This is a genomic window from Pseudorhizobium xiangyangii, assembly GCF_020531965.1.
Taxonomy (GTDB): Bacteria; Pseudomonadota; Alphaproteobacteria; order Rhizobiales; family Rhizobiaceae; genus Neorhizobium; species Neorhizobium xiangyangii.
In genome coordinates this window covers 102,764-115,677 of sequence record NZ_JAJAWH010000004.1, presented here as the reverse complement: position 1 = coordinate 115,677, position 12,914 = coordinate 102,764, and the positions used below count along the sequence as shown (strand labels likewise).

The window sequence follows — 12,914 nt, the reverse complement described above, 5'->3', positions numbered from 1 at the left end:
CCCGCACAATGTGTAGCGGCTTGTGGCGGGTTCCCATACCTACGCGAAACCGCTATGAACTCTGCCAACCAGCTCGAAATCTGACGATTCCCTGCGGGGAACTCGAAACCTCGGAACAATCCATGCGCCTATCCCGATATTTCATGCCGATCCTGAAGGAAAATCCCAAGGAAGCGGAGATCGTCTCTCACCGACTGATGCTGCGGACGGGAATGATCCGTCAGCAAAGCCAGGGCATCTATTCCTGGCTGCCTTTGGGCAAGCGTGTGCTCGACAAGGTGAACGCCATTGTGCGGGAAGAGCAGAACCGCGCGGGCGCCGTAGAGCTCCTGATGCCGACCTTGCAGTCCGCCGAACTCTGGCAGGAGAGCGGGCGCTATGAGGCCTATGGCAAGGAAATGCTGCGCATCGCCGACCGGCAGGATCGGCCGATGCTTTACGGCCCGACCAACGAGGAGATGATTACGGACATTTTCCGCTCCTACGTGAAGTCCTACAAGAACCTGCCCCTGAACCTGTACCACATCCAGCTGAAGTTCCGCGACGAGATCCGTCCGCGCTTCGGTACCATGCGTTCGCGCGAGTTCCTGATGAAGGATGCTTATTCCTTCGATCTGACCAAGGAAGACGCGATCCACTCCTACAACAAGATGTTCGTCGCCTACCTGCGCACGTTCGCACGGCTTGGCCTGCGCGCGATCCCGATGCGTGCCGATACCGGCCCGATCGGCGGCAACCACAGCCACGAATTCATCATCCTGGCGGAGACGGGTGAATCCGAAGTCTTCAGCCACAAGGATTTCGTCAACTTCGATATCCCGTCCGAAGATACCGACTTCGACGACGTGGCGGGACTTCAGGCGGTCTTCGACAAGTGGACGTCCATCTACGCCGCGACGTCCGAAATGCACGACGAGGCTGCCTTCGACGCTATCCCTGAAACCGACCGCATGTCCGCACGCGGTATCGAAGTAGGCCACATCTTCTATTTCGGCACGAAGTATTCCGAGCCGATGGGCGCCAAGGTGCAGGGACCGGACGGCAAGGAACACCCTGTCCACATGGGTTCCTACGGCATCGGCCCGACGCGCCTTGTTCCCGCCATCATCGAAGCCTCGCATGACGAGAACGGAATCATCTGGCCGGCATCTGTTGCGCCGTTCGATGTGGTGGTGATCAACATGAAGCCGGGCGACGAGGGTTGCGACCGGTTGTGCGACAGCCTCTACGCGGGCCTCGGCAAGGCCGGCAAGGATGTCCTCTACGACGATACCGACGACCGCGCCGGTACCAAGTTCGCGACGGCCGACCTGATCGGCGTTCCGGTCCAGGTCATCGTCGGTCCGCGCTCTGCCGCCAGCGGCGAAGTAGAGGTGAAGGACCGCAAGACCGGCGCCCGCGAGGTGATGACCCTCGAGGCCGCAATGAACAGGCTGGTCGGCTGATTGCCGGCCGCGGCTACAGCGCCTTGCGTCATATCTGACGCTTGAAGGGCGCTGTAGCACTTTAGAGTCTGCGCATCGTACTTCCGATGCGCTTGGACGCGATAACAGTTTGAGGATGCGGAATGGCTAGCGCAGCGGCGGACGTGCAGGCGAAAAAGAGCGACCGAAGACCAGCAGCCGGTCCGTTCTCCGCATTCGAGCGCATGGTGGCCTGGCGCTATCTGCGCTCCCGCCGCAAGGAGGCCTTCATCTCGGTGATCGCCGGGTTTTCGTTCATCGGCATCATGCTCGGCGTTGCGACGCTGATCATCGTGATGGCTGTCATGAACGGGTTCCGTACCGAACTTATCTCGCGCATCCTCGGCATCAACGGCCACATGATCGTTCAGCCGATCGACGGACCTCTGACCGACTATGCCGACCTGACGGCAAAATTCCAGGGCGTGCCCGGCGTTCGCATGGTCCTGCCGCTGGTCGAAGGTCAGACGCTGGCCTCAGGGCGCGCCGGAGCCGGATCCGGGGCACTGGTGCGTGGCGTGCGGCCGGAGGACCTTGAGAAATTGCAGGAAGTCGCCGGCAACATCCGCCAGGGCGACATTGTCGGCTTTGCCTCAGGGCAGGGCGTGCTTGTCGGTTCGCGGCTCGCGGCATCTCTCGGAATTGGAGCGGGTGACGACATCACGCTCATTTCTCCGGAGGGCGACGTGACGCCCATGGGCGTCAATCCCCGCGTGAAATCCTATCCCGTATCCGGCATCTTCGAGATCGGCATGTCGGAATACGATGCGACCATGATCTTCATGCCGCTCGAGGAGGCGCAGCTCTACTTCAATGCCGAAGGGCTGGTGCAGTCGATCGAGCTCTTCGTCAACAATCCGGAAGGCGTCGATGGTCTTCGCCCTCTTGTCGAGGCAGCCGCAGGGCGGCAGATCCACATTACCGACTGGCGGCAGCGCAACCAGACCTTCTTCTCCGCCCTGCAGGTGGAGCGCAATGTCATGTTCATGATCCTGACGCTCATCGTGCTGGTGGCGGCGCTCAACATCATTTCAGGCCTGATCATGCTGGTGAAGGACAAGGGAAGCGACATCGCGATCCTACGCACCATGGGCGCGAGTTCAGGCGCGGTGATGCGCATATTCTTCATGACGGGTGCAGCGATCGGCACGGTCGGCACATTCGCCGGCGTGGCTCTCGGCGTCATCGTTTGCCTCAATGTCGAATCCATCCGGCAGTTCTTCTCCTGGCTCTCCGGAACGGTGTTGTTCGATCCGGAACTCTACTTCCTCAGCCAGCTTCCGGCGGAAATGAGCTTCAGAGAGACGCTGTCAGTGGTTCTCATGGCCCTGACGCTGTCCTTCATCGCCACCATATTTCCTGCCTGGCGCGCGTCGAAGCTCGACCCCGTTCAGGCACTCAGATACGAATAGGACATGAGCCGTTCATGGTAGCCAAGACAGTCCTGAAACTTGCGGGCGTTGAAAGACATTACGGCCAGGGAGACACCAGTCTTTCGATCCTCAAGGGCGCCGATTTCGAGCTCCGGAGCGGCGAGATCGTGGCTCTTGTTGCACCATCGGGAACCGGAAAATCGACACTGCTTCACTTGGCGGGACTGCTGGAGCATCCGGACGGGGGCGAGGTTTTCGTCGGCGGGCACGCCTGCAACGGATTGCCAGACGATGAGCGGACGGCCATCCGCCGCAGCGAGATCGGTTTCGTCTACCAGTTCCACCATCTCCTGCCGGAGTTTTCCGCGCTGGAGAACATCATGATGCCGCAGCTCATAGCAGGTCTCTCCGACAAGGAGGCAAGCGAGCGGGCCAGCCAGCTTCTCGACTACATGCGCATCGGCCACCGTGGGCATCACCGGCCGGCGGAACTCTCGGGTGGCGAGCAACAGCGGGTTGCGATCGCCCGCGCCGTCGCCAACGCACCGCGCATCCTGCTTGCCGACGAGCCGACTGGTAACCTCGACCCCGAGACAGCGTCCTACGTCTTTGAGGCACTGGAGGCACTCGTAAAGCAATCAGGTCTGGCGGCCGTGATTGCGACCCACAACCACGAGCTCGCCAGACGTATGGACCGCCGCGTGACAATCGACGGCGGCAAGGTCGTAGGCTTCTAAAGCGCTACGCACCGCCCTCCCTAACGTCATCTTCATGGCCCGCGCTCGGGTGAAGCCGTTGCTTTTGCTATGGGTTAGCCCGAGGGCTGAGGTGCGTATTCGCTGGGCGGGAGCGCAGGGGCGGCGCAATATGACACGACATCCCATTTTCCACACGTGGCCCCATTCCCACTCTGGACCCGTTCTTCGAGAGTTCATCGCTATCCGATCGCCTCGGTCCTCGGGCGAGTGAGCTTTGGCCGGGATCCGTCGCGGATCAAATCTGCCGTCTCTCTGCCCCAAAATTAACCATCGCGCCGTTTCTTGAATTCCTGTTTTGTTCTCTTGTTGACTTTGGTACGAAAAGAGAACAAAAATAAAACATAAAGGAACAAGGAGACGACCATGACTGATCTCATTCGGGACATTGCCGCATTTGCTTCCATCGCAACCTTTGTTGTGAGCCTGTCCATGCTCATGCTGGCAATGTAGGTGCCGGCCCGCGTCGAATAGACGTTGACGAACGAAGTCTGAACTGGACTTGAGCGTCCGCCCGACCGAAAATCACCCGATTCATGAGGTGAGTGACGAGAATGGCAGATCGGGCGGAAAACATGGGTGAGACCGGCGAAGTGGCTTCGCCGCAGTTCGTCCATCTTCGGATCCATTCGGCCTATTCGCTCCTTGAAGGAGCTCTGCCGCTCAAGAAGATTTTGTCGAAGGCGGTGGCGGACAGCCAGCCGGCCATCGCCATCACCGACACCAATAACCTTTTCGTTGCTCTCGAATTCGCCCAGAAGGCGATCGGCGACGGTTTGCAGCCGATTATCGGCTGTCAGGTCTCGATCGACATGGAGGATCAGGCCGACGATCGCCGCAATGGCCATCAGCTTGCGAAGTTGCCGGCCATCGTTCTGCTTGCATCGACGGCTGCCGGATATGAACGGCTCGTCGACCTCGTCAGCCGTGCCTATCTGGGCGGCGAGGGACAAGGGGCGGTCCATATCTGCCATTCCTGGCTGGAGGAGATTGGTACCGGAGGGCTGATTGCGCTTACCGGAGCAGCCGGCGGACCGGTGGACATCGCGTTGCGCGACGGCAATCCTTCCTTGGCCGCGGCCAGGTTGCAGCAGTTGAAGCACGTGTTCGGCGACAGCCTCTATGTCGAACTGCAGCGGCATGGCGCCTACGACCGGCGCCACGAGCACAAGATGGTCACGCTGGCCTATGACCACGACCTTCCGCTTGTTGCCACCAATGAGGCCTTCTTTCCCACGCGCGACGACTACGATGCCCATGATGCGCTGATGGCCGTTGCCCACGGGGCGATCGTGTCCGACGACAGCCGCTTCCGTCTGACGCCTGACCATTACCTCAAAAGCCGCGCCGAGATGGCCGCACTGTTTGCCGACATGCCGGAGGCCCTGGAGAGTACCGTCGAAATCGCTCGGCGCTGCTCGTTCATTCTCGAAACCCGCAAGCCGATCCTGCCGCGCTTCACGGACGCGACGGGAGATCAGGCGGAAGCAGAGCAGGCGGAGGCCGACGAGCTTCGCCGCCAGGCGGTCGAGGGGCTTGAGAGCCGCATTGCCTTGCTGGGTATGACACCCGGCTACACGGAGCAGGACTACCGGGAGCGGCTCGATTTCGAGCTCAGCGTCATCGAACGCATGAAATTCCCCGGTTACTTCCTGATCGTTGCCGATTTTATCAAATGGGCAAAGATGCAGGACATTCCGGTTGGTCCGGGCCGTGGCTCGGGTGCGGGCTCATTGGTCGCCTATGCGCTGACCATTACCGACGTCGATCCCCTGCGCTTCTCGCTTCTGTTCGAACGCTTCCTCAATCCGGACCGCGTCTCGATGCCGGACTTTGATATCGACTTCTGCCAGGAGCGCCGCGAAGAGGTGATCCGCTACGTGCAGCAGAAATACGGCCGTGAGCAGGTTGCGCAGATCATCACCTTCGGCTCTCTTCAAGCCCGCGCGGCCTTGCGCGACGTCGGCCGCGTCCTGGAAATGCCCTATGGCCAGGTGGACCGGATCTGCAAGCTGGTGCCGAACAATCCGGCCAACCCGACGCCACTCTCCAAGGCAATCGAGGAAGAGCCGAAGCTGCAGGAGGAGGCGGACAAGGAACCCGTGGTCGCCCGTCTTCTGGGCATCGCCCAGAAGATCGAAGGCCTCTATCGCCATGCCTCGACCCACGCGGCAGGTATCGTGATCGGTGACCGGCCGCTCTCGAAGCTCGTGCCGATGTACCGCGATCCGCGCTCGGACATGCCGGTCACCCAGTTCAACATGAAATGGGTGGAGCAGGCCGGTCTGGTCAAGTTCGACTTCCTTGGCCTGAAGACGCTCACGGTCCTGAAGACGGCTGTCGAATACGTTGCAAAGCGCAATATCCATGTGGATCTCGCTGCCATCCCGCTCGACGACACGCTGACCTACGAGATGCTGTCCCGTGGCGAGACCGTCGGCGTGTTCCAGGTGGAAAGCGCCGGCATGCGCAAGGCGCTGATCGGCATGCGACCGGACTGCATCGAGGATATTATCGCGCTCGTCGCGCTCTATCGTCCGGGGCCGATGGAGAACATTCCCACCTACAACGCCCGCAAGCACGGCGAGGAAGAGATCGAGTCGGTCCATCCGTCGATCGACTACCTCCTGAAGGAGACCCAGGGCGTTATCGTCTACCAGGAACAGGTGATGCAGATCGCCCAGGTCCTGTCCGGCTATTCGCTCGGCGAAGCCGATCTTCTGCGCCGCGCCATGGGTAAGAAGATCAAGGCCGAGATGGACCAGCAGAGCGAACGCTTTGTCGATGGCGCCATTAAGAACGGCGTCTCCAAGCCGCAGGCGAAGAACATTTTCGAACTGCTGGCCAAGTTCGCGAACTACGGCTTCAACAAGAGCCACGCGGCTGCCTACGCAATCGTCTCCTACCAGACGGCATACTTGAAGGCACATTATCCCGCCGAATTCCTCGCGGCGTCGATGACGTTCGATATGGCGAACACCGATAAGCTCAATGATTTCCGCCAGGATGCATCACGGCTCGGGATTACGGTCGTGCCACCCTCCGTGCAGACGTCGTTCCGGCGGTTCGAGACGGACGACAACAGGATCTACTATGCGCTCGCCGCCATCAAGGGCGTCGGCGAATCTGCGGTGGAGCACATCGTCGAGGTGCGCGGTGAAAAGCCTTACGCGAGCATCGAGGACTTCTGCCTCAGGATCGATCCGAAGCAGATCAATCGGCGTGTCATGGACAGCCTGATCTCCGCCGGCGCTTTCGACTGCTTCGGACGCGACCGTGCCGAGCTGATCGGCGGCCTCGACCGCATTATCGGTTACGCCCAGCGCGCCCAGGAAAACAAGACCAGCGGTCAGTCCGACATGTTCGGCTCATCGTCGGCAACTGGGCCCGAGACGCTGATCTTCCCGTCGTTCAATACCTGGATGCCGTCCGAGAAGCTGATGCGTGAATATCAGGTGCTCGGCTTCTATCTTTCGGCCCATCCGCTCGATGCCTACGCGGCCACGCTCGCCAAGCTGCGCGTGCAGAATTTTGCGGACTTCTCCGTTGCCGTAAAGCAGGGGGCAACGGCCGGCCGTCTGGCGGGTACGGTGACCGGACGACAGGAACGGAAGACCCGCACCGGCAACAAGATGGGTATCGTGACCTTCTCGGATGCGTCGGGCCAGTTCGAGGCGGTCCTCTTCTCCGAGGCGTTGGCGCAGTACCGCGACCTGCTGGAGCCGGGCAAGTCACTCGTCATCACCGTCCAGGCGGACGAGCGGCCGGAAGGCATCGGGCTGCGCATCCAGACGGCGGCGTCTCTGGAGGAAAAGTCGGTTCAGATGCAGAAGGCGCTGCGGGTCTTCGTGCGGGATTCAGGCCCGCTGAAGACGGTCGCCCGTCACCTGAATGCCAGGGGCGACGGCTTGGTCTCCTTTGTCGTCATCAAGGAGGATGGCAGACGTGAAATCGAGGTCGAACTGACGGAAAAATACCGGATATCGCCCGAGATCGCCGCCGCATTGCGGGCGGCGCCGGGCGTGCTCGACGTCGAATTGGTGTAAGGCCGGTCTCTCAGTAGAGACCGACGCCGTTGCGATATGCGCTGGCGCGGCGCGGCTTTTGTGGTTTCGTGACTGCCGCAGGCTTGGCATCGGCGACCTGTAGCTGCGACCGGGTCAGCGTAACGAAGTCCGTACCCTTGCCGGTCTCCAGCCCAAGTCCCTGATCGGTGATCGTCAACGATGTGCCGTCGCTCATCATCGTACCGATCCGCTCTCGGATGTCGGTCGGAATGTCGATCCGCTCAAGCGCTGCCGCGGCGGAGGAAGGCTTCGCATCGGACGTGATGCCGAGGCGACGCGTCTCGGCGGGCGTCAGGACGTTGGGCAATGTCAACGTATGCCACGCGGCGCTCTCGTGGCTACGGTCGATGTCGCTGGCGGTGAAGAAATGGGTACCCAGCGGAACCTCCGGGTTCTTCAACCCGACAGGCGCCTCGAACAATGGTTCGAAGTTCTGCCGCACAAGGATCTGTCCGAGCGGAGGCTCATTCTTTCCAGAGGAGCGGTAAAGGGCGGTCAGGAAATCGCTCGATAGGAGCGGGCCGTTCTGCGGCAGTTCCTTCCACCGCTTGAAGCCCGCAATGGCAGAGCGGGTCAGCGATCCGGCAATGCCGTCTGCCACGCCCGCATCGAAGCCCAGGTCGTTGAGAAGCACCTGCACGTCGTGGGTGATTTCGCGCTCGCCGCGCCGGTGAATGAGGATCTTGAGCGGCGCTTCGCCGCGTCCGGATATGGAGGACGTGATGGTCATATCCGGCGTCTCTTCGGCAGAGTTCATCGCAACCTCGTAAGGTCCGGAAGTCTTCCGTTTCACGGTGGGTCTGAGGTCGATATCCGAGAGCAGGGGTTCTGTCTGCAAGGGCTTCAGCGGTGCAAAGAGATTGACGTGCTCGATCCGGAGCGGTTCGACGGGGGCATCCGAGACCACGACGTGCACACCGCGCTGCGTCATATCGAACAACGTTTTAGCAAAGCCGGGTGGCAGGCGTACACAGCCGTGAGATGCTGGATAGTTCGGAACGTTCCCCTCGTGCAGGGCTATGCCAGACCACGTCAACCTCTGCATGAAGGGCATCGGTGCATTCGAATAGATGTTGGATTCGTGATACTTGCGTTTCTCCAGAATGGAGAAGATGCCGCTTGGGGTCGTATGGCCGCTCTTGCCGGTAGAGACCCGGGTGGTCGCGACGACTGTGGCGCCGTCATAGACCGTCATCGACTGGGCAGTCTTGGAAATCACGATCTGCAATGTGCGCTCGGCTTCGGCAAATGCGGAATGCGACAACATAGCCGCGGACATGAGCCCTAGCCCGAACACGAAACGATGCAACATGAACAACCTCTTACGCAATACAGAGCGGCCATATTAGCGTTGCGAACTTAATGAAGGTTTTCGAGGCGAGGGGCAGATCTCATGCCAGGCGCCCAATTTCATCACATTTCATTGATCCCGGCGGCGGTCGCCGAACGTGTAGCCCGTCTCAACGGCTGCCTTCCCGAACTTGTCGCGAAGACGGTCCATGGCCGCTTCTGCGGCGGCGCGTCGAGTGGCATTGTGATCCACCAGATCCAGGGGATCGGCGCGTGCCGGGTCGCAGAGATCGCTGACACCGATCCCGATCAGCCGGAATTTTGTTCCGTCGGTTTCCCGCTCGAGAAGAGACAGGCCCGTCCGGAATATCCGGTCAGCCAGTTGGGTCGGGTCTTCCAGCCGCCGGTTGCGTGTCCGGCTCTTGAAGTCGGAAGTCTTGAGCTTCAGCACAACGGTATGACCGGCGATGGTGTGCTTCTTCAGCCGCGCCGACACCTTTTCCGACAGGCGCCGCAGGATCGGAACCAGATCCTCATGGCGCGAGATGTCTTCGAAAAAGGTCGTTTCCGCGGAAACGCTCTTGGCCGGATCGTTCGGATGGACGTCGCGATCGTCGATGCCGCGCGCGAGGCGATAGAGCCGCTGCCCCATCGAGCCATAGCGGCGCATCAGGACGCTTTCCTCCATCGTCTGCAACTGGCCGATGGTGCGAATGCCGTCCGCTTCCAGGGTCGCGTTGAATGCCTTGCCGACGCCCCAGATGGTGGTCACCGGGCGCGGCGCCAGGAAATCCAGCGCACCGTCACGACCGACGACGGAAAAGCCGCGCGGCTTCTGCAGGTCCGAGCCGACCTTGGCGAGGAACTTGCAATAGGAAAGCCCGATCGAAATGGTGATGCCGAGTTCCGCCTCCACACGCCTGGCGAGCTTCGCCAGGGTGCGAGCTGGCGGATCATGGTGGAGCCGCTCCGTGCCCGAGAGATCCAGAAACGCCTCGTCGATAGAGAGTGGTTGCACGAGCGGCGTGAGATCCAGCATCATCTGGCGCACCTCGCGCCCGACCTTCACGTATTTCTCCATGTTCGGCCGGATGACGACGGCATCCGGGCAGGCTTCGAGCGCCTTGAACATGGGCATGGCGGAGCGGACGCCGTTGATGCGGGCGATGTAGCATGCGGTGGAGACCACGCCGCGCTTGCCGCCACCTATGATCACTGGCTTGTCGGCGAGTTCCGGATTGTCTCGCTTCTCGACCGAGGCATAGAAGGCGTCGCAGTCGATGTGCGCGATCGTCAGGTTGTAAAGCTCAGGGTGATAGACGAGGCGGGGGCTGCCGCAGCTCCGGCATCGGCGCACCTCGGCTTTCTGCTCGGCGAGGCAGTCGCGACAGAAGCCGGTTTTGATGTCGGGCGCGGGCGTCATTGGCGGAACATAAGTTGAACAAAGCCACCCTACGCGTCGTGTAGCAGAGGTTCAATGCCTGAACTGCCTTCATCCACACGGTAGGCGATCTGCCGCCTAGTATTCTCCGGAATCCAGGCCCGGCCTGGAATAGTGGCGCCAGGCCGACGCTACTATCTCCGGCTTGGTATCGGTCGCCTCGCAGAATGCAAGCAATGTCGGTTCGTGCCCCATCACGAAGTCGATCATACCGGCAAGAAACCCGGGATCGTCCATGGCCTGGCGGAGTTGACGCGCATCGACACCCGTCAGCGCAAGGAAACGCCCAAGCATATCCGGCTCGTTCGCCAGCCAGCCGAGAATTGCGACAGCTGTCTCTTCCGCGTGGCGTGCGTCGGCAGGAACGTTTTTTGGGTCATGTCGCATTACCGGGAACTGGTTACCTCTTTTTCAACCAAATGGCCTTACCGTCGGTGCAGCAATAAAGTGGAATCGGCCTGCGCGCGAACTTATATGCTGAAGGCGTGCTTGCAAGGCAGGATTGGGGAAGAGCACATGCCCAAACGGGTCATGATTGTCGAAGACAACGAGCTCAACATGAAGCTCTTCCGCGATCTGATCGAGGCCTGCGGCTATGAAACCATCCAGACGCGCAATGGGATGGAGGCGATGGACCTCGCGCGCAAGCATCGCCCAGATCTGATCCTTATGGATATCCAGTTGCCAGAGGTTTCCGGCCTCGAGGTCACCAAATGGCTGAAGGAAGACGATGAGCTTCACGTCATTCCCGTGATCGCCGTGACCGCATTCGCGATGAAGGGCGACGAGGAACGTATTCGGCAGGGCGGCTGCGAGGCCTATGTTTCCAAGCCGATCTCCGTGCCGAAATTCATCGAAACAATCAAAACCTATCTGGGCGACGCATGAGACCGGAGTTCTCGATATGACCGCACGGATACTGGTCGTTGACGATGTTCCAGCGAACGTAAAGCTGCTCGAAGCGCGGCTTCTTGCCGAGTATTTCGATATCCTGACTGCGGCGGACGGGTTCAAGGCCCTCGAGATCTGCGAGAGCACTCATGTCGACCTGATCCTGCTCGATATCATGATGCCCGGCATCAGCGGGTTCGAAGTCTGCGAGCGTCTCAAGGCCGATCCGCGCTTCGCCCATATCCCCATTGTGATGGTCACGGCGCTCGATCAGCCCGCCGACCGCGTGCGTGGCCTGAAGGCGGGCGCCGACGATTTCCTGACCAAGCCGGTCAACGACCTGCAACTGATTTCACGCGTGAAAAGCCTCGTGCGGCTGAAGACGCTGAGCGACGAGTTGCGCATACGGGCGGAGACGGCCCAGAACATCGGCATAGAGGACATGCTGAAGGGCATGGATGGACGGGACGAGCCGAGGCAGGTTCTCCTGGTTGATGGTCGCGCCAACTCGCAGGAGCGCATCATCAAGGCTCTCAAGCCGGTGGCAAACGTAATGGCCATGTCCGATCCGCAGGCTGCGTTGTTCGAGGCAGCCGAAAACAGTTTCGACCTCGTTATCGTCAATGCCAATTTCGACGATTACGACCCTCTGCGCCTCTGCTCGCAGCTCCGTTCCCTGGAGCGCACCCGCTTCCTGCCGCTCCTTCTGGTGACCGAGCAGGGCGAGGAGGAGATCATCGTGCGGGCGCTGGACCTTGGGGTCAACGATTATATCGTACGGCCGATCGATCCCAATGAACTTGTCGCGCGCAGCATCACGCAGATCAAGCGCAAGCGTTATAACGATCGCCTGCGGGTAAATGTGCGCCAGACCATCGAACTCGCCGTGACGGATGGACTAACGGGACTGAACAATCGCCGCTACCTCGACAGCCATCTGCGAACGCTGTTCAACAGGGCGGAGGCGAGGGGGCGGGCGCTGTCCGTATGCATTACCGATATCGATCGCTTCAAGCAGGTCAACGATGCCTATGGGCACGATGCCGGTGACGACGTCCTGAGGGAATTTGCCGCTCGCGTACGCGCCACAGTTCGCGGCGCTGACCTTGCTTGCCGATATGGTGGCGAAGAATTCGTGGTCGTCATGCCGGACACCGATGCCGTTGCGGCAGGTGTGATTGCGGAGCGGCTTCGCGGGCTCATCGAAAACCAGCCCTTTGTGATCAGGTCGTCGGGCATTGCGGTCAACATTACCGCATCGATAGGCATCGCCTGCAACGCGGCGGGTGCCGAGACGCCGGAACAGCTGTTGAAGCAGGCCGACAAGGCGCTCTACGAGGCCAAGAATAGCGGACGTAATCGGGTCGTTTCCGCCGCAGCCTGACATCAGTCACCGAAGCTGGACGGCGGAAAACCGCCCGCAATGGCACTCACATATCGTCACAAGATCGTGGTGAGCCGTGAACGCGCTCTCGGCTGCGTGCTGCCTTTGTGCAGCTGCACAGTACAAATGCCGAATGACCCCGAATTTAAAACGTTTTTCACGTAATTCCAGTGAGATAGCTGAGCGTAAATTAGCAGATGTGAATTATACGGCATCCCGTTACTCCACAAGAATGACAGAGGTTAGTCTG

9 protein-coding genes are annotated in these 12,914 nt (G+C 60.5%); 6 read left to right on the top strand and 3 right to left on the bottom strand.

Annotated features, from left to right (window positions below):
• The first annotated feature begins 122 nt into the window (after nt 1-122).
• The 4 genes from proS (at nt 123) to dnaE (ending at nt 7,637) form a co-directional block, all read left to right on the top strand.
• The gene (gene proS / locus LH464_RS04745) at nt 123-1,445 is read left to right on the top strand and encodes a proline--tRNA ligase (protein ID WP_226785220.1); all 1,323 of its coding nucleotides are present in this window, start codon (nt 123-125) and stop codon (nt 1,443-1,445) included.
• Nucleotides 1,446-1,567: 122 nt separating this feature from the next.
• A complete protein-coding gene (locus LH464_RS04740; RefSeq protein ID WP_226785219.1) occupies nt 1,568-2,875 on the top strand; it encodes a lipoprotein-releasing ABC transporter permease subunit in 1,308 nt (435 codons plus the stop codon).
• 14 nt (nt 2,876-2,889) lie between these two features.
• On the top strand, nt 2,890-3,573 hold the full coding sequence (locus tag LH464_RS04735; protein ID WP_226785218.1) for an ABC transporter ATP-binding protein: 684 nt from the start codon (nt 2,890-2,892) through the stop codon (nt 3,571-3,573).
• 572 nt (nt 3,574-4,145) lie between these two features.
• Nucleotides 4,146-7,637, top strand: coding sequence for a DNA polymerase III subunit alpha (dnaE, locus tag LH464_RS04730; RefSeq protein WP_226785217.1), 3,492 nt, complete (start codon nt 4,146-4,148; stop codon nt 7,635-7,637).
• 10 nt (nt 7,638-7,647) lie between these two features.
• Here the strand turns inward: dnaE and LH464_RS04725 are convergent, their stop codons facing one another.
• From LH464_RS04725 to LH464_RS04715, 3 genes are all read right to left on the bottom strand, one after another.
• Nucleotides 7,648-8,970 carry a L,D-transpeptidase family protein gene (locus LH464_RS04725; protein WP_226785216.1) on the bottom strand — a complete coding sequence of 441 codons (1,323 nt, stop codon included), beginning with the start codon at nt 8,968-8,970 and terminating at the stop codon, nt 7,648-7,650.
• Nucleotides 8,971-9,078: 108 nt separating this feature from the next.
• Entirely contained in the window at nt 9,079-10,371 is a 1,293-nt protein-coding gene (locus tag LH464_RS04720; protein ID WP_226785215.1) for a DNA polymerase IV, read from the bottom strand.
• Between the two features lie 96 nt (nt 10,372-10,467).
• Nucleotides 10,468-10,776, bottom strand: coding sequence for a DUF3572 domain-containing protein (locus LH464_RS04715; protein ID WP_226785214.1), 309 nt, complete (start codon nt 10,774-10,776; stop codon nt 10,468-10,470).
• 129 nt (nt 10,777-10,905) lie between these two features.
• Between LH464_RS04715 and LH464_RS04710 the strand changes: the two genes are divergently transcribed.
• Nucleotides 10,906-11,277: a response regulator gene (locus LH464_RS04710; protein ID WP_142521022.1), complete on the top strand. Its 372-nt coding sequence runs from the start codon at nt 10,906-10,908 to the stop codon at nt 11,275-11,277.
• Nucleotides 11,278-11,293: 16 nt separating this feature from the next.
• A complete protein-coding gene (locus LH464_RS04705) occupies nt 11,294-12,664 on the top strand; it encodes a PleD family two-component system response regulator (RefSeq protein WP_226785213.1) in 1,371 nt (456 codons plus the stop codon).
• The last annotated feature ends 250 nt before the right edge of the window (nt 12,665-12,914 follow it).

Coding starts and splice junctions, on each gene's coding strand:
- proS (WP_226785220.1), top strand. CDS start 123: ATGCGCCTATCCCGATATTTCATGCCGATCCTGAAGGAAAATCCCAAG.
- LH464_RS04740 (WP_226785219.1), top strand. CDS start 1,568: ATGGCTAGCGCAGCGGCGGACGTGCAGGCGAAAAAGAGCGACCGAAGA.
- LH464_RS04735 (WP_226785218.1), top strand. CDS start 2,890: ATGGTAGCCAAGACAGTCCTGAAACTTGCGGGCGTTGAAAGACATTAC.
- dnaE (WP_226785217.1), top strand. CDS start 4,146: ATGGCAGATCGGGCGGAAAACATGGGTGAGACCGGCGAAGTGGCTTCG.
- LH464_RS04725 (WP_226785216.1), bottom strand. CDS start 8,970: ATGTTGCATCGTTTCGTGTTCGGGCTAGGGCTCATGTCCGCGGCTATG.
- LH464_RS04720 (WP_226785215.1), bottom strand. CDS start 10,371: ATGACGCCCGCGCCCGACATCAAAACCGGCTTCTGTCGCGACTGCCTC.
- LH464_RS04715 (WP_226785214.1), bottom strand. CDS start 10,776: ATGCGACATGACCCAAAAAACGTTCCTGCCGACGCACGCCACGCGGAA.
- LH464_RS04710 (WP_142521022.1), top strand. CDS start 10,906: ATGCCCAAACGGGTCATGATTGTCGAAGACAACGAGCTCAACATGAAG.
- LH464_RS04705 (WP_226785213.1), top strand. CDS start 11,294: ATGACCGCACGGATACTGGTCGTTGACGATGTTCCAGCGAACGTAAAG.